13 protein-coding genes are annotated in these 17,243 nt (G+C 67.7%); 10 read left to right on the forward strand and 3 right to left on the reverse strand.

The features are described 5' to 3' along the window. Window positions 1-43: 43 nt before the first annotated feature. Genes ACIPRI_RS17895 through ACIPRI_RS17910 form a run of 4 tightly spaced genes read left to right on the forward strand, consistent with a single transcriptional unit; the run spans window position 44 to window position 3,876 of the window. Window positions 44-607, forward strand: coding sequence for a putative colanic acid biosynthesis acetyltransferase (locus tag ACIPRI_RS17895; protein WP_446622819.1), 564 nt, complete (start codon window positions 44-46; stop codon window positions 605-607). Then, a complete protein-coding gene (locus ACIPRI_RS17900; protein WP_446622820.1) occupies window positions 604-1,545 on the forward strand; it encodes a glycosyltransferase family 2 protein in 942 nt (313 codons plus the stop codon). Before ACIPRI_RS17895 ends, ACIPRI_RS17900 begins: the two co-directional genes overlap by 4 nt. Then, window positions 1,509-2,480, forward strand: coding sequence for a UDP-glucuronic acid decarboxylase family protein (locus ACIPRI_RS17905; protein ID WP_446622821.1), 972 nt, complete (start codon window positions 1,509-1,511; stop codon window positions 2,478-2,480). Before ACIPRI_RS17900 ends, ACIPRI_RS17905 begins: the two co-directional genes overlap by 37 nt. Window positions 2,481-2,502: 22 nt before the next feature. Beyond that, window positions 2,503-3,876: a UDP-glucose dehydrogenase family protein gene (locus ACIPRI_RS17910; protein WP_446622822.1), complete on the forward strand. Its 1,374-nt coding sequence runs from the start codon at window positions 2,503-2,505 to the stop codon at window positions 3,874-3,876. An 18-nt stretch (window positions 3,877-3,894) separates the two neighbouring features. Here ACIPRI_RS17910 and ppc read toward each other — a convergent pair whose 3' ends face one another. Continuing rightward, window positions 3,895-6,804 carry a phosphoenolpyruvate carboxylase gene (gene ppc / locus ACIPRI_RS17915; RefSeq protein WP_446622823.1) on the reverse strand — a complete coding sequence of 970 codons (2,910 nt, stop codon included), beginning with the start codon at window positions 6,802-6,804 and terminating at the stop codon, window positions 3,895-3,897. A 42-nt stretch (window positions 6,805-6,846) separates the two neighbouring features. On the opposite strand from ppc, the gene hemC reads away from it, so the two are divergent. The 6 genes from hemC to ACIPRI_RS17945 all read left to right on the forward strand — a co-directional run bounded on the left by hemC (window position 6,847) and on the right by ACIPRI_RS17945 (window position 14,699). Then, window positions 6,847-7,761, forward strand: coding sequence for a hydroxymethylbilane synthase (gene hemC / locus ACIPRI_RS17920; RefSeq protein WP_446622824.1), 915 nt, complete (start codon window positions 6,847-6,849; stop codon window positions 7,759-7,761). Further along, entirely contained in the window at window positions 7,758-8,528 is a 771-nt protein-coding gene (locus tag ACIPRI_RS17925) for a uroporphyrinogen-III synthase (protein WP_446622825.1), read from the forward strand. Before hemC ends, ACIPRI_RS17925 begins: the two co-directional genes overlap by 4 nt. After that, complete coding sequence (locus tag ACIPRI_RS17930; RefSeq protein ID WP_446622826.1) at window positions 8,525-9,607, forward strand: uroporphyrinogen-III C-methyltransferase; 1,083 nt, start codon at window positions 8,525-8,527, stop codon at window positions 9,605-9,607. The genes ACIPRI_RS17925 and ACIPRI_RS17930 overlap by 4 nt, the downstream gene beginning before the upstream one ends. Before the next feature lie 270 nt (window positions 9,608-9,877). Next, window positions 9,878-11,164 carry a heme biosynthesis HemY N-terminal domain-containing protein gene (locus ACIPRI_RS17935; protein WP_446622827.1) on the forward strand — a complete coding sequence of 429 codons (1,287 nt, stop codon included), beginning with the start codon at window positions 9,878-9,880 and terminating at the stop codon, window positions 11,162-11,164. A gap of 270 nt (window positions 11,165-11,434) precedes the next feature. Continuing rightward, window positions 11,435-12,424, forward strand: coding sequence for a polysaccharide biosynthesis/export family protein (locus ACIPRI_RS17940; RefSeq protein WP_446622828.1), 990 nt, complete (start codon window positions 11,435-11,437; stop codon window positions 12,422-12,424). Between the two features lie 10 nt (window positions 12,425-12,434). Continuing rightward, a complete protein-coding gene (locus ACIPRI_RS17945) occupies window positions 12,435-14,699 on the forward strand; it encodes a polysaccharide biosynthesis tyrosine autokinase (protein WP_446622829.1) in 2,265 nt (754 codons plus the stop codon). 23 nt (window positions 14,700-14,722) lie between these two features. Here the strand turns inward: ACIPRI_RS17945 and ACIPRI_RS17950 are convergent, their stop codons facing one another. Both ACIPRI_RS17950 and ACIPRI_RS17955 read right to left on the reverse strand, forming a co-directional pair. Then, window positions 14,723-15,955: a WcaI family glycosyltransferase gene (locus tag ACIPRI_RS17950; protein WP_446623052.1), complete on the reverse strand. Its 1,233-nt coding sequence runs from the start codon at window positions 15,953-15,955 to the stop codon at window positions 14,723-14,725. An 85-nt stretch (window positions 15,956-16,040) separates the two neighbouring features. Beyond that, window positions 16,041-17,243, reverse strand: a complete 1,203-nt coding sequence (locus tag ACIPRI_RS17955) for a glycosyltransferase (RefSeq protein ID WP_446622830.1) — start codon at window positions 17,241-17,243, stop codon at window positions 16,041-16,043.

Raw genomic sequence — 17,243 nt, forward strand, 5'->3', positions numbered from 1 at the left:
CCCTTGGTGGGTAGGTCTTTCTTCTTCATTTCTTGCAACACCGGTGACCATTCTTGATGCCCGCGAATCGGCGCCCGCCCAGGGAGGGCCGAGCTTCTCTTTGGAGAACCGCCTGGTGCGCGCCGCCTGGCTCGGCGTCTGGCTGCTCTGCGCCGCCTGGACGCCACGCCAGCTGGCCCCCTGGCGCCGCTTTCTGTTGCGCTGCTTCGGTGCCCGCATGGGGCAGGACAGCGACGTGCGGGCCAGTGCTCGCGTCTGGTTTCCGGCCCATCTGGAGATGGGCGAGCGGGCGGTGATCGGGCCGGGCGTCAACGTCTACTGCATGGGCGCCATCTCGGTCGGTGCCGACGTGCTGGTCTCCCAGGGCGCGCATCTATGCGCGGGCACGCACGACTGCGATTCGCAGGAATTCCAGCTGGTGGCCAAGCCCATCCACATCGGCGCCAAGGCCTGGATCGCCGCCGAGGCCTTTGTCGGGCCCGGCGCGCGCATCGGCGAAGGCGCGGTGCTGGGCGCGCGGGCGGTGGCCTTCGGCGAACTCGAGCCCTGGACCATCTACTCGGGCAATCCGGCCCAGCCGATCCGCAAACGTCGTCGCCAGACATGAACGATTCCAACCCGACATCCGACACCGGCACGCAAGGCACCTGCGTGGTGGTGCTGCTCACCTTCAACTCGGCCGGCATCATCCGCGAGACGGTGACAGCGGCCCTGCGCGTGAGCCCGCATGTGTATGCGGTCGATTCCGGCTCCACCGACGGCACCGCGCAGATCCTGGCCGAGATGGGCTGCCGCGTGGTGCAACGCCCCTTCAGCAACTACAGCGACCAGCGCAACTGGGCCATCGCCCAGGTCGAGGGTCAATTCGCCTGGCAGCTGCACCTGGATGCCGACGAGGTGTTGGACGACACGGCCGTGCATGAAATGCGTGCGCTGCTGGCCGGCGGCGCCCGGCACGACGCCTACATGCTGCGCCGGCGCGACTACTTCATGGGAAAGATGCTGCGCTTTTCCGGCGTCAACCCGTGGCACCTGCGGCTGTTTCGCAGCGGCGCCGGGCGCTGCGAGGCGCGCCTTTACGACCAGCACTTCATTCTGGTCGGTGCGAAGCGCCGCAGCGCACGCCTGGCCGGCTTCATGCACGACAAGAACGCGCTGGCGCTTTCCGACTGGATCGGCCGGCACAACCGCTGGAGCGATTCCGAGGCAAGGGAAAAGTCCGGGCCGCAACTGGCCGGCGACGACGTGCTGCAGCCGCGCCTTTGGGGCGATGCGCGCGAGCGCACCCGCTTCATCAAGCAGCTGTACTACCGCCTGCCGATCGGCCTGCGCGCCATCAGCTACTTCTTTTATCGCTACGTTTTGCGCCTGGGCTTCCTGGATGGCAAGCCGGGCTTCTATTTCGCCTTTTTCCAGGCTTTGTGGTTCCGCATGCTGGTGGATGCCAAGATCTACGAGTTGCGCACGAAGAAACAAGAAACCTCCTCGACTTTGGAAGCGAGCACCCCATGCGCCAATACAACCCGTCCAAACGCATCCTCGTGACCGGCGGCGCCGGTTTTCTCGGCAGCCACCTGTGCGACCGCCTGCTGGCCCAGGGCCACGACGTGCTGTGCGTGGACAACTTCTTCACCGGCACCAAGCGCAACATCGAGCACGTGCTCATGCACCCGCAGTTCGAACTGATGCGCCACGACGTGACCTTTCCGCTTTATGTGGAAGTCGACGAGATCTTCAACCTGGCCTGCCCGGCCTCGCCGATCCACTACCAGCACGACCCGGTGCAGACCACCAAGACCAGCGTGCACGGCGCCATCAACATGCTGGGCCTGGCCAAGCGGGTGCGCGCCAAGATCCTGCAGGCCTCCACCAGCGAGGTCTACGGCGATCCTGAGATCCATCCGCAGGTCGAGCAGTACTGGGGCCGCGTCAACCCGATCGGCATCCGCAGCTGCTATGACGAAGGCAAGCGCTGCGCCGAGACCCTGTTTTTCGACTACTACCGCCAGCACAAGCTGCGCATCAAGGTGGCGCGCATCTTCAACACCTACGGCCCGCGCATGCACACCAACGACGGGCGGGTGGTGTCCAACTTCATCGTGCAGGCGCTGCGCGGGCAGGACATCACCATCTACGGCGACGGCAACCAGACGCGCAGCTTCTGCTACGTGGACGACCTGGTCGAGGCCATGCTGCGCCTGATGGCGACCGGCGACGACTTCCCGGGTCCGGTCAACATCGGCAATCCGGGCGAGTTCTCGATGTTGGAACTGGCCAACAAAGTCATTGAACTGACCGGATCGCGCAGTAAGCTGGTGCGCATGCCGCTGCCGGCCGACGACCCCAAGCAGCGGCGCCCCGATATTTCGCTGGCGCAGGAAAGGTTGGGCGGCTGGACGCCCGAGACACAGCTCGACGAGGGGCTGACCAAGACCATCGCCTACTTCGATCAACTACTGTCCGGCGCCAAGCCCAGCTGAGCAGCGCCCATTTGTCCACGCAATGAACATCACCATCATCGGTACCGGCTATGTAGGACTGGTCACTGGAACCTGCCTGGCGGATCTGGGCAATCATGTGTTCTGCCTGGACCTCGATCCGGCCAAGATCGCGACGCTCAACGGCGGCGACATCCCGATCTACGAACCTGGGCTGGCCGACCTGGTGCAGCAGAACCTGGCCGCCGAGCGCCTGATCTTCTCCACCGACGTGCAGGCCGCCGTCAGGCACGGCGACGTGCAGTTCATCGCCGTGGGCACGCCGTCCGACGAAGACGGCAGTGCCGACCTGCGGTACGTGCTGGCGGCGGCGCGCAACATCGGCCGCCACATGGAAAGCTTCAAGGTGGTGGTCGACAAGTCCACCGTGCCGGTGGGCACCGCCGACAAGGTGGCGGCCGTGATCCGTGAAGAACTTGAAAAGCGCGGCCGCGGCGACATCGGCTTCGCCGTGGTCAGCAACCCCGAATTTTTGAAGGAAGGCGCCGCGGTCGACGATTTCATGCGGCCCGACCGCATCGTGCTGGGCGTGTCCGAGGACGAGCCCGGCCGCGAGGCGCTGGCCATCATGCGCAAGCTCTACGCGCCCTTCAACCGCAACCACGAGCGCACCCGCGTGATGGACGTGCGCTCGGCCGAGTTCACCAAGTACGCGGCCAACGCCATGCTGGCCACCCGAATCAGCTTCATGAACGAGCTGGCCAACCTGGCCGACCGGGTGGGCGCCGACATCGAGCTGGTGCGCCAGGGCATGGGCTCCGATCCGCGCATCGGCTACAGCTTCCTGTACGCCGGCACTGGCTACGGCGGCAGCTGCTTTCCCAAGGACGTGGCGGCGCTGGCGCACACCGCGCAGGAATACGGGCAGGAGCTGCACGTGTTGAAGGCGGTCGAGGCGGTGAACGACGTGCAGAAGCTGGTGCTGGTCGACAAGATTTTCGAGCGCTTCGGCAAGAACCTGGCCGGCCGCCGCTTTGCGCTGTGGGGCCTGGCTTTCAAGCCCAACACCGACGACATGCGCGAGGCGCCCAGCCGCGTGGTCATCGGCGCCCTGTTGCGCGCCGGCGCGCGCATCGCCGCGCACGACCCGGTGGCGGTGGGCGAGGCGCAGCGCGTGCTGGCGCTCGACTTCGCCGATGCGCCGGCGCTCTTGGAAAACATCCACTTTGCCGGCAGCCCGATGCAGGCGGCGGAAGCGGCCGACGCGCTGGTGATCGTGACCGAGTGGAAGGCCTACAAGAGCCCGCACCTGGAGCGCCTGAAGTCGCTCATGAAGGCACCCGTCGTCATCGACGGGCGCAACCTCTACGAGCCCTGGACCATGCGCGACGCCGGCTTCAGCTATGTCGGCGTCGGCCGCGGCAGCGATCGAGGTTAAGGCCTGTTCAGGCCCTAGTCAGCCCGTATTGCGCAGCCCGGCTGCGACGCCGTTGATCGAGATGTGGATGCCGCGTTGCAGCCGCTCGCCGCTGTCGCCGGCGCGGTAGCGCCGCATCAGCTCGACCTGCAGGTGGTGCAGCGGATCGATGTAGGGGAAGCGGTAGCGGATCGAGCGTTGCATGTCGGCATTGCCTTCCAGCCGCTGCTTGGCGCCGGTGACCAGGTTGAGCGCCTCGGAGGTGCGGTGCCACTCGCCATCGATCATGGCGTAGACCTTCTTGCGCAGCTTGCGGTCTTCCACCAGCTCGGCATAGCGCGAGGCCAGCGCCAGATCGCTCTTGGCCAGCACCATGTCCATGTTCGACAGCAAGGTACGGAAGAAGGGCCACTGGGCGTACATGCGTTGCAGCAGGGCCTGGCGGTCCTTGCGCGCCGCGGCGCTGCCGGCCGATTCCAGGAACTTCTGCACCCCGGAGCCGAAGCCATACCAGCCCGGCAGGGTGAGCCGGCATTGGCCCCAGCTGAAGCTCCATGGCACCGCGCGCAGGTCCTCGATGTTGTGGCTGGGGTTGCGTGAGGCCGGGCGAGAACCGATGTTGAGCTCGGCGATCTCGCGGATCGGCGTCGAGCTGAAGAAGTAGTCGCCAAAGCCCGGCGTGCCGTAGACCAGCTCGCGGTAGGCCGCCATGCTGGCGGCCGAGAGTTCGGCTGCCGCCGCCATGAAGGAGGCAGGCGCCGCCTTGGCAGTAGGCAGCAGCGTCGCTTCCAGGGTGGCGGCGACCAGGGTCTCCAGGTTGCGCCGGCCGATCTCGCGGTTGGCGTACTTGGAGCCGATCACCTCGCCCTGTTCGGTCAGGCGTATCTGGCCGCGCACGGTGCCGGGCGGCTGCGCCAGGATGGCCTGGTAGCTCGGGCCGCCGCCGCGCCCCACGGTGCCGCCGCGGCCATGGAACATGCGCAGGCGCACGGCCTGGCCGGCAGGTGCCTCGCGCGCCATTTCGTCGAACAAGGCCACCAGGGCGGCGCCGGTGCGATACAGCTCCCAGTTGCTGGTGAAGATGCCGCCGTCCTTGTTGCTGTCCGAATAGCCCAGCATCACGTCCTGCTCGGCGCCCGAGCGGCGCACCAGCGCGGCGATGCCGGGCAGCTGGTAGAAGGCGCGCACGATCGGGGCGGCATTGCGCAGGTCGTCGATGGTTTCGAACAGGGGCACCACGATCAAATCGCACACTGCGTTGCCGTCCAGCGTGCCGCGCATCAGGCCCACTTCCTTCTGCAGGAGCAGGGCCTCGAGCAGGTCGCTCACGGTCTCGGTGTGGCTGATGATGTAGTGGCGGATCGCTTCCACGCCATAGGTGGCGCGGGCCGCGCGCGCCGCGGCGAAGATGGCCAGCTCGCTGCGGGCCAGCGGCGAATAGTCGGCATCGGGCACGCGCAGCGGCCGGGCCTCGTCCAGCAGGCGCAGCAGCAAGGTCTGCTTGGCCTCCTCGGCCAGCGCCGCGTACTTGGGCTCGATGCGGGCGGTGGCCAGCAGCTCGGCGATCACGGCCTCGTGCTTGTCCGAGCTCTGGCGCAGGTCCACCGTGGCCAGGTGGAAGCCGAACACCTCCACCGCACGCGCGAGCGGCGCCAGCCGGTTGCCAACCAGGGCCGCGCCATGCTTCTCGCGCAGCGAATCCTCGATGGTCTTCAGGTCGGCCAGGAACTCGGCCGCCGTCGCGTAGGGATTTTGCGGCGCCACCGCATGGCGCGCGGCCTGCCCGCCGGTGAGCTCGTGCAGGGTGGCGGCCAGGCGTGCGTAGATGCCGGTGAGGGCGCGCCGATAGGGCTCGTCGTGGCGGTGCTCGCTGGTGTCGGGCGAACGCTCGGCCAGCGAATGCATCTCGGGCGTGATGTCCACCAGCAACGCCGACAGCGACAGCTCGCCACCCAGGTAGTGAACCTCGGTCAGGTAGTAGCGCAGGGCCAGCTCGGCCTGGCGCTTGAGCGCATATTGCAGGGTCTCGGCGGTGACGTTGGGGTTGCCGTCGCGGTCGCCGCCGATCCATTGGCCCATGCGCAGGAAGGGCGCCACGCCATCGTGGCCGAGGGCGCGTTCCAGGTCGGCATAGACGCGCGGGATCTCGCGCAGGAAGGTGGCCTCGTAGTAGCTCAGCGCGTTCTCCACCTCGTCGGCCACCGTCAGGCGGGAGAAGCGCAAGAGGCGCGTCTGCCACAGCTGGGTGACGCGGGTGCGCAGCTGTTCCTCGTTCTGCGCCAGCTCGATCGGTGTCAGTGCATCGGTCTTGCCGTCGCTCTGGCTGGCCCACAGGCGCTGGCGCAGGAGGATGTCCTCGCGCGCCACCAGCAGTTGCCCGATGCCGCGCTCGGCGTCCAGGATGCTCTTGCGCTGCACTTCGGTCGGGTGGGCGGTGAGCACCGGCGAGAGGTAGCTGTGCGCCAGCGATTGCACGATGGCTTCGGTCGACACGCCGGCCTTGCGGATGCGCGCCAGGGCCACGTCGAGGCTGCCTTCGGCGCTTTCGCCGGCGCGATCGGCTTCCGTGCGGCGGCGGATCTGGTGACGGTCTTCGGCCAGGTTGGCCAGGTGGCTGAAGTAGGTGAAGGCGCGGATCACGCGCACCGTTTCCGCTGCGCTCAAGCCCTTGAGCAGGCTCTTCAGCGCGCGGTCGGCGGAATGATCGGCATCGCGGCGGAAGGACACCGACAGGGTGCGGATCTTCTCGACCAGGGTGTAGGTGGTATCGCCTTCCTGCTCGCGGATCACGTCGCCCAGGATCCGGCCCAGGAGGCGGATGTCGGCGATCAGGGCCTGGTCATCGTTGTCCGCGCGCTTGGTGCGGCGTGGGGGAGAAATCTTCTTGTCTTTGCCAGTTTTCACTTCGCGTGTTTCCTCGTCCTCGCCGCGGGTGCTGCGACGCAGCATGCTAGCATCCGATGCACATTTTCTAAGCGCCGGAGACACGCTTTGACCCCTCTCGTGATCGCCACGCGCGAAAGTCGGCTCGCCTTGTGGCAGGCGCGACACGTTCAATCTTTGCTGGAAGCGCGCGGCCATGCCGTCAGCCTGCTCGGCATGACCACCCAGGGCGACCAGATCCTCGACCGCTCGCTCAGCAAGGTGGGCGGCAAGGGCCTGTTCGTGAAGGAGCTCGAGCTTGCGCTGGAAGAAGGCCGGGCCGACATCGCGGTGCATTCGCTCAAGGACGTTCCCATGGAACTGCCGTCCGGCTTTGCCCTGGCCTGCGTGCTGGAACGCGAAGACCCGCGCGACGCGCTGGTGTCGCCCAATTGCGAGCGCCTGGCCGATCTGCCGCAGGGTGCCGTGGTCGGCACTTCGAGCCTGCGCCGCATGGTGCTCCTGCGCGCGCTGCGGCCCGATCTGCGCATCGAGCCCTTGCGCGGCAACCTGGACACGCGGCTGCGCAAGCTGGATGAAGGCCAGTACGACGCGATCGTGCTGGCCGCCGCCGGCCTCAAGCGCCTGGGCCTGGAAGGCCGCATCCGCGCCATTTTCGAGGTCGACGAGATGCTGCCCGCGGCCGGCCAGGGCGCGCTGGGCATCGAGGTGCGCGCGTCGCGAAGCGACCTGATTGAACTGCTGGCACCGCTGGCATCTGCGGGCGACACGCTGGCCACCGCCGCCGAACGCGCGGTGAGCCGCGCCATGGGCGGCAGTTGCTCCATGCCGCTGGCCGCGCACGCGCGCTGGCAGCCGGGCGGACAGCTTCGCGTCGACGCCGCCTGGGGTGAAGTCGAGGGGCAGGCGCCGCTGGTGCGCGTGCAGGTGCAGGGCGAGGCCGGCACGCCGGCGCAGGCCGAGGCGCTGGGCCAGCAGGCTGCACAGGCGCTGCGCCAGGCCGGGGCGCGACCGGCCGCATGATGCAGTGTCGCGTTCTGGTGACCCGGCCAGAGCGCGAGGCGGCGCGCTGGGTCGAGGCGCTGCGCCTGCGCGGCATCGATGCCCAGGCGCTTCCCTTGCTGGCCATTGAACCCTTGCAGGACGACAGCGCGTTGCGGGAGGCGCGCGAAAGGGCCGACCACTACCAGGCCTGGATGTTCGTCAGCGCCGCGGCGGTTCAGCATTTCTTCGGCGATGCATTCTGCCCGTTGGAACAAGGCCCGCGCTGCTGGGCCACGGGCCCGGGCACCGCGGCGGCGCTGCACGCGGCCGGCGTGCCCGACGCACGCATCGACGTGCCCGCGCAGGACGCCGGCCAGTTTGATTCCGAAGCCCTCTGGCAGATCGTGCGGCCGCAGCTCGGCGCTGGAACGCGTGTGCTGATCGTGCGCGGCGGCGATACCGATGGACGGCCTGCCGGGCGTGACTGGCTGGCCCTGGAGATCGCTGCCGCCGGTGCGAGCCACGACACGGTGGTGGCCTATCGGCGCGTCCCCCCGGACTGGAACGAGGCGCAGCGCGCCATGGCGCTGGCGGCCGCCGGCGATGGCTCGGTCTGGCTGTTCAGCAGCTCGCAGGCCATTGCCAATCTGCTGCAAACGCTGCCGCAGGCCCGCTGGGCTGGGGCCCGCGCCGTTGCCACGCACCCGCGCATCGCGCAAGCGGCCCGGGCCGCCGGCTTCGGCCAGGTTCTTCACTCGAATTCGGAGTTGGGCGCTTTGGTAGCGTCTATAGAATCCTTTCAATGAGTCTTGCCACCACGACCGACGAAGCCATGCAGGATCACGGCGAGCGAGCACCGGTCCCTCTTGCCGCGCCCGCGCCCGCAGCGTCGAATTCGATGTCCCACGCCGCGTCTCGCATCGCGCTCGGGGTGTTGATCGCGGTGGCCTTCGCCGCCTTGCTGCTCGTGATCGCGCTGTGGCAGAAGGTCAGCGGCATGCAGGAGCAGCTGGCACGCCAGAGCGCGGATGCGCTGGCGCAGGCCGGCGAGGCGCGCACCCTGGCGCGCCAGGCCAGCGAGACGGTGCGCGATGCCGCAGCCAAGGTGGCGCTGACGGAAACGCGGGTGGCCGAACTTGCGCTGCAGCGCGCTCAACTCGAAGAACTGATGCAAAGCCTGTCGCGCTCGCGTGACGAGAACCTGGTGGTCGACATCGAATCGGCCGTGCGCCTGGGCTTTCAGCAAGCGCAGGTCACCGGCAACGTCGAGCCGCTTCTGGCCGCGCTGAAAGTGGGCGAACAGCGCGTGGCGCGCTCGGCGCAGCCGCGGCTGATGCCGCTGCAGCGCGCCCTGTCGCGCGACGCCGATCGCATCCAGTCCGGCTCCAACGGCAACACCGCGGACGCGCTGCACAAGCTCGATGACCTGATGCGCCTGGTCGACGACCTGCCGACGCTCAACGCGGTGGCCACCCAGACCGGCACCAGCCTGTGGCCCAGCGAAAGCCTGCCGGCCGATGCCCCGTGGTGGCAGCGCGTGCTGGCGGCCGTGAGGCAGGAGGCACGCTCGCTGGTGCGGGTCGGTCGCGTCGACCGCCCGGAGGCGGTGCTGGTTGCGCCCGAACAGGTGTTCTTCCTGCGTGAGAACCTCAAGCTCAAGCTGCTCAACGTGCGTCTGGCCCTGCTGTCGCGCCAGGTCGATACCGCCCGCAACGAGCTGGCGGCGGTCACCACCGCGGTCAACCGCTACTTCGATCCGCGTTCGCGCCGCACCCAGTCGGCCGCCACCTTGCTGCAGCAATTGCAGGCGCAGATCAAGGAAAGCGTCGCGCCCAATGTCGACGAGACGCTGGCGGCATTGACGGCAGCGGCTGCCGGACGCTAGGGCCTGTTCACACTACTTACGGAGTCGCGAAGGCATGCCAAAGCGGACAAATCAAGGCGCACGACGCCGCGTGTGCATTGGCACACGCAAGGCGTGCAACGCGGAGTTGGCCGCTTTGGCATGCCTTCCCTTCGGGTTGGCTCGCATTGGGGCCGTCTGCGGCGTTGCCCGCGCTTGCAATGCTTCAGCATTGCTGCGCACGGGCGCCTTGCATCCAGCCCCAATGCGGGCCAACGCGATCTCCGTCAGTAGTGTGAACAGGCCCTGACGATGCGCGCCGCACTCTGGCTCCTGGCCCTTTTTGGCATCGCTGCCGCGGTGGCCCTGTTCGCCGGCAACAACCAGGGCACGATCACCGTGTTCTGGCCGCCCTGGCGGGTCGATCTTTCTCTCAATTTGGTGCTGCTGAGCCTGGTAGCGTTGTTCGTCGTGCTGCACCTGGCGCTGCGCGGCCTGTCGGCGCTGTTCTCGCTGCCGCGCCAGGCACGCCAGTGGCGCATGCAGCAGAAGGAGCGGGCCCTGCACGCCTCCCTGCTGGACGCCATTTCGCAATTGCTGGCCGGGCGCTTCTCGCGTGCCGGCAAGGCGGCGCAAGCCGCGCTGGTGCAGGAGCGCACCCTGGTCGGGCTCGATGCCAGACTGCCGCAGGCGCAGCAGGTACGCACCATGGCGCACCTGCTGGGCGCCGAAAGCGCGCATGCCCTGCAGGACCGGGCGGCGCGCGATGCGCATCTGCAGCACGCGCTCAACGAGAGCGTGGAACGCGCCGGGCTGCTCAGCCCCGAAACGCGCGAAGGCGTTCAGCTGCGCGCCGCCCATTGGGCGCTGCAGGACCGCGACGCGCCCACGGCGCTGGCGCGCCTGAAGGAACTGCCGCATGGCGCGCAGCGGCGCACGCTGGCATTGCGGCTGCGCCTGAAGGCCGCGCGCCTGGACCGGCGCACCCTGGAGGCGCTGGAGACCGCGCGCCTGCTGGCCAAGCACCGGGCTTTTTCACCCACCGCGGCGCACAGCATCATCCGCGGCCTGGCCACCGATCTGCTGTCGGAAGCGCATGACGCGAGCCAGCTGCTGCGCGCCTGGGCCGAACTCGAAGTCGAAGAACGCGAGATGCCCGAGGTGGCCATTCACGCGGCGCAGCGCCAAGTGGTGTTGCGTGGCGATCTGGGCATGGCGCGCAATTGGCTGCTGCCGGTGTGGGAGCGCATGGTGGCCGATCCGCGCGGCTTGGGCGACGGCCTGCGCGTCAAACTGGCGCGCGTGCTGGAGGCCGGCCTCGACTCGGTCGATGCCGACTGGCTGGCCCGCATCGAGGCCGCCCAGCGCAACAACCCGCGCGACCCCAATCTGCAGTACCTGGCCGGCATGGCCTGCATGAAGCGCCAGCTCTGGGGCAAGGCGCAGCAACTGCTGACCCAGGCCGGCCTCGGCCTGCAGGACGTTGGCCTACATCGCCAGGCCTGGCAGACGCTGGCACGGCTGGCGGAAGAGCGCGGCGACAAGGAGCAGGCCGCCGCTGCCTGGAAGCGCGCCGCCGAAGCCGGCCTCTCCTCGTAGGACTGCACCGCCTCTTCGCCCCAAATCCCAGCCATTAGGGATAGCTCAGAAGTAAGCTGGCCTTCTGAATTCTTTGGTTGTACATTTGCGTAACTGATTGCAAAAGTATTAATGCTTTTGCTGGCTACGGAGGTGGCATTGAAGTCCTTGTACCTACATGGCGCGTGCTTGCTGTGCGTTGGGGCGTTGCTCCAGGGATGCGCTGTCGTCCCGGGTTTCGACTCGGTACGCAACGAAAAATCGACGGCGCTGCCCGGCGCCGGTTCAGACGTGCCTCCCGACGGCGCCATTACGCCCATCACGCCGGCGCTGATCGCGCAGATGCGTTCGGAAGAGGTCAGGCCCATCGGCCCGGAGATCCAGGCCTTGCTGGGTGCGCCGGAGATCTACCGGATCGGCGTTGGCGACACCATTGGCATCTACGTCTACGACCACCCCGAGCTGGTGTTCAGCCAGACGCCCGCCACAACGGTGGCCGACCCGGCCAGCGTCTCGCCGGCGCCGGGTTTCATGGTGTCCAGCAGTGGAATCCTGAGCTTTCCTTACGCCGGCCCGATTCGTGCCGTCGGCATGACCCTCCAGGAGCTCACCGACACGCTGACGCAGCGCCTGGGCCGGGTCTTCAGGAACCCGCAGATCCAGGTGCGCGTGGAGGCCTTCCGCAGCAAGCGCGCCTATGTGGAAGGCGAAGTGCGCGTGCCGGGCCTGCAGGTCATCACCGATATTCCCATGACCTTGCCGGAGGCCATCAACCGTGCGGGCGGCATCGCGCCGAGCGGCGACCGCTCCTACGTCACGCTCACGCGCAAGGGCGTCACCACCTCGATCGATCTGATGCGGCTGGCGGAAGCCGGCGTCGATCCGTCGCGCATTCCGCTGCAAAACGGCGACATCGTCTTTGTGCGCAATCGCGATGAGCGCAAGGTCGTCGTGATGGGCGAAGTGGTCACGCCGCAGGCCATGCTGATGCGCAACGGCCGCCTGAGCCTCAACGACGCCCTCAGCGAGGCGGGCGGTGCCAATCTGAACACCTCCAATCCGCGGCAGATCTACGTGGTCCGCAACCAGCCGCAGGGCGGCTACACCATCTACCACCTGGACGCCGCGAGTGCGACCGCCTTGGCCATGGCTGACGGCTTTCCGCTCAAGCCCAAGGACGTGGTTTTCGTCGACCCGGTCCCGCTGGTGATGTGGAACCGGGTGGTCAACCTGATCATTCCTTCGAGCACCGCGTATACGTCGGTGGTCAACGCCCGGTGACGAGCCAGACATGACATCCAAACTGCCTCATTCGGGACTCGGGCCGGTGGCCTCCGGTTCGATCGCGGCCGACGCGGCCCCGCAGGGCGATGTCGATCTGGGCCGCTACCTGGACGCATTGATCCTCAACAAGTGGCTGATCGCAACCATTGCTGTGGTGGTGACGGCCTTGGGCGTGCTGTACGCACTGCTGCAGCGCCCGGTCTACGAAGCGAACCTGGTGGTGCAGGTCGAGGACTCCGAAGGTGCCTCCAGGAACGTGCTGGGCGAAGCCAGCACGCTGTTCGACCTGAAGACGCCGGCCACCGCCGAGATGGAAATCATCCGCTCGCGTTCGGTGATCGGCGAAGCCGTGGACGCCACCCGGCTGTACATCGACGCGGTGCCGCGCTACGCACCCTATGTCGGCGGCTGGCTGGCGCGCCGCGCCACCGAGCTGTCGGAGCCCGGCTTCCTGGGCATGTCCGGCTACGTGACCGGCACCGAGCGCATTTCGGTGCCGCGCTTCGAGCTTCCGCCGCCGCTGGAAGGCGCGCAGTTCATCGTGACCGCGCAGGGTGAAGGCCGGTACACCTTGCGCAGCGCGCGCCTGGCAGAACCGCTCACGGGCCAGGTCGGCAGAGTGCTCAAGGCCGAAACGCCAGACGGGCCGCTCGAGCTTCTGATCGATGATTTGCGGGGCAAGCCGAGGGCGGAGTACCACGTCACGCGCGTGTCGCGGCAGGCCACCATCGCGAATCTGCAATCGGGCCTGTCGCTGGTCGAGCGCGGCAAGCAGTCCGGCATCATCAACGTGAACCTGCAAAGCGCCAATGCCTCGCAGTTGGTCAAGGTGCTCAATGCCATCGGCGCGCAATACGTGCGCCAGAACGTCGAGCGGCGCGCCGCCGAGGCCCAGAAGGCGCTGGGCTTCCTGGACGTGCAGCTGCCGGCCTTCAAGCGCCAGTTGGAGCAGTCCGAAGAGGTCTACAACCGCTATCGCAACCAGAAGGGCACCGTGTCCTTTACCGAGGAAGCGACGCTGGCGCTGGGACAGGCGGTCGACCGGCAGACCAAGCTCTTGGACGCGCAGCAACGCCGTACCGAACTGGAGGCGCGCTTCACCTCGGCGCATCCGGCGGTGCAGACGCTCGACGCCCAGATCGCATCCCTCAAGAGCAACCTGGGCGAGATCACGACGCGCATCAAGGCCTTGCCCGCCGCGCAGCAGGAAGCAGTGCGGATGGAGCGCGACGTCAAGGTCAACACCGAGCTCTATCAGTCCCTCTTGAACAACGCCATGCAGCTGCGCCTGGTCAAGGAAGGGAAGGTGGGCAATGTGCGCGTGCTCGACCAGGCCGTGGAGCCGCAGCTGCCGATCAAGCCGCAGCGCAAAGTCATCGTCTCCGCGGCCCTGGCGTTGGGCTTGTTCCTCGGCGTGGTGGCCGCGCTGGTGCGCAACATGCTGGTCGAGCAGCGCATCCGCGATCCGCACGAGGTCGAATCGAACACTGGCCTGGCCGTGTTCTCCACCATTCCGATCAGTGCGCAGCAGAACGCGATCGCACAGCGCCGCCTGACCGGCGCCACCGGGGTGCGCCTGCTGGCCATCGAGCACCCGGACGATCCCACGGTCGAAAGCATGCGCAGCCTGCGCACTGCCATGCAGTTCGCCATGCTCGAGGCGCCCAGCAACCGCGTGTTGATCACCGGCGCGACGCCGGGGGTGGGCAAGAGCTTTGTCACCGCCAATTTCGCTGCGCTGCTGGCCGCGTCCGGCAAGAAGACGCTCATGATCGACGCCGATCTGCGGCGCGGACACCTGCATCAGTACCTCGGGCTGCAGCGCCATGGCGGCTTGTCCGAGCTGATCGCCGGCAGCTTGACGGTGCAGCAGACGGTGCACCGGCAGGTGGTGCCCAACCTCGACTTCCTGGCCACCGGGCAGCTGCCGCCGAACCCGGCGGAACTGCTGACCTCCGATTCCTTCACCAACACCATGCAGCGCCTGTCGGAGCAGTACGACTTCGTCGTGATCGACACGCCGCCTGTGCTGGTGGCTTCCGATACCTCGTCGATCGCAGTGCATGCCGGCACCGTGCTGCTGGTGGCGCGGGCCGATCTTTCGACCATGGGCGAACTCAGGGAAGCCACGCGCCGCCTCTCGCTGGGCGGCAAGACGGCTGCCGGCGTGCTGCTCAATGGGATCGATACCAAACGCCGCTCGTACGGCAGCTACGGCCGCTATCGCCAGACCAGCTACAACTACGAGAGCATCCTGCCCGAGAACCAGTAGGTATCCGGCGCGGCAGGTGGTGCCTATCGCCGGCCGCCGGCGATGCAATCCTGCAGGGCTTGCTCGAAGTGACTCAAGACGGCATCACGCGCAAGCTTCTCCTCTGCCCACGCGCGTGCGCGGCGCCCCAGCGTCTGGCGCAAGTCTGGTTGCGCCGCCAGCGATTCGACGGCGGCTGCAAAGGAAGCGGCATCGTCGGGGACCGCCAGCATTCCGCAGTTCGCCACCACCTGTCCTAGTTCGGTGTCAGGCCGCGCACCAGCGACCACCGGCCGGCCGCTGCTGAGCATGCCGGTGAGCTTGGAGGGCATCACCAGGTCTGCGGCATCGGCGCGCTGCGGCAGCAGGTGGATGTCGGCCAGGCCGAGCAGTTCGGGTAGGCGCTCTGCCGGCTGCAGATCCAGAAAGCGCACATTGGACAGGCCCGCGCAGCCTTGCACCAGCGCTTCGCGCCCGACGCCGTCGCCGCAGTAGACGAACTGGATCGAGGACTGGTGGCGCAGCAAGGCAGCCGCCTCGGCCAGCACTTCCAGGCCCTGCTTTGCGCCCATGTTGCCGGAATAGAGCGCCACCACCGCATCCTGGGCGATGCCAAGCTGCTCGCGGTAGCTGCTGGCCTGCGTCCAGGGTCGTACCGCGGATACGTCGACCCAGTTGGGCAGATGCGCGAGCCGCGCGCCGTCCACCCCCTTGCTGCGCGCCCGATCGAGCATGCGTTGGGAGATCGTCGAGACCCGGTCGAAACGGCGCAGCAGCCAGCTTTCGGCCCAGGTGACGCAGGCACGCAGCCGGCCGCCCTTGAGCAGGCCCAGTTCGAAGGCGGCGTCGACTTCGTAGTCCTGGATGTGAAGCCAGGCTTTGGCGCCGGCGAGCCGCGCCAGCGCCAACGCTCCGGGCGTGCAGGCAAAGGCCGGCACCACCACCCACACGAGATCCGGCCGCCAACGCCACTGGCCGAACAGGGAGGGCAGGCTGGTGAGCGCGAAGCTGCCCAAATGAAGCAGGCGGCGCAAGCCGGTGGGTTTGCGCGGCACCCACAGCGGCGCACGCAGCACCTCGACCCCGTGCCACTGCTCGCGCGTGTAGCGCTTCGCGCTGTAGCCCTGCCACACGGCCCAGGCGGGGTAGTAGGGTGGCGCCGTGACGACGCGCACCTCATGACCCTTGGCCGCCAGCCACTGCGCCATCTCGCCGGTGTACTTGCCGATGCCGGTCATTTCGGGCGCGAAGTTGATGCCGTAGAGCAGCAGCTTCATGCGGCCGGCCGGCGCCCGGCCTGCTGCCAGGTTGGTGTGCTGTTCAGCCCCTGCCCCCGGCGCGGCGAGCGCCTGCCGTTGTATGTCAGACATGGGCGCCGCGACTGTCCATGCGCTCGAGCAAGGGGGCCGACTGCTCCTCCTGCACGATGTGAAGCAATGCCTGCGCCACCTGATCCATTCTGAAGTGCCGGTCGAAGCAGTGGCGCGCCGCTTCGCGCCGTGCATCCCATTGCGACGACGAAGATTCGGCGAGCCAACGCGCCAGCAGCTGCACGCTGCCGTCCAGCGTGTCGTCCGCCACGATGCCGGCTTGGGCAGTTTCGATTTCGCGCCAGATGTTGACCTTGTCGCTGACCAGCACCGGGCAGTGGCAAGCCAGGGCCTCGACCACCGCAATGCCGAAGTTCTCCTGGTGCGAGGGCAGGCAAAAGGCTTCGGCAGCGCGAAACGCTCCCCATTTGAGCGGGCCTGCGAGCATGCCGGTCCAGCAGATCCTCGGTGCGACGCCGAGCCGCTCGGCGACCTCTTGCAGCGCGGCACGCCAGTTAGACGGATCGGGGCCCGCCATGACCAGATGCACATCGGGCGCTTCCCTGCAGACCTTGGCGAAGGCCTCGATCAGCAGATCGCAGCCCTTCTTGGAATGGATGCGGCCGAGGAACAGCAGCAGCCGCTTGCCGCGCAGCTGCGGGAAGGCGGCCAGGAATGCCTCCTTCGATGCAATGGGGTCATCCGTCGGCGGCGCCGTGCCGAAGAAGACGATTGCCTCCTTGCAGCGGTAGAGCCAAAAGGTCTGGCGCGCCAGCAGCCGTTCTTCCTCGCATGTGAAGAGCACGCGGCGGGCATCGCGCAGCACGCGGTACTCGGCCCATGGCCAATAGAGCCACTTCTTGAGGTGCTTGAAGGGATAGCGGCGCTTGAACCAGGGATCGAGCATGCCGTGCGGAAAGACGAAGTAGGGCGTGGTCGAAGAGCCCGCCAGCGCGCGCCAGGTCGCCAGGCCGATGTATTGCCACAGGCCATTGACGATCACCGCGTCGAAGCGGCCTGCGTTGGCTCGCAGCCAAGGCAGAAGCCGGGGGCTGTAGCCGAAGCGTCCTTTTCCAGGGCCCAGGGCATACAGCGGGGCGGCGAAGTCCTGTGCCCACGGTGCATCGGGCGCGTCGATCGACGCGAATTCGCCGGCATGGCCCTGCGCGACCAAGGCTCGGTGCAACTGGGCCGCACCTTCGATGGGACCGCCGCCCGCCGGGTCGACCGAGTTGATGAGGTGGAGAAACTTCAT

It is taken from the genome of Variovorax sp. LARHSF232, from assembly GCF_052871435.1.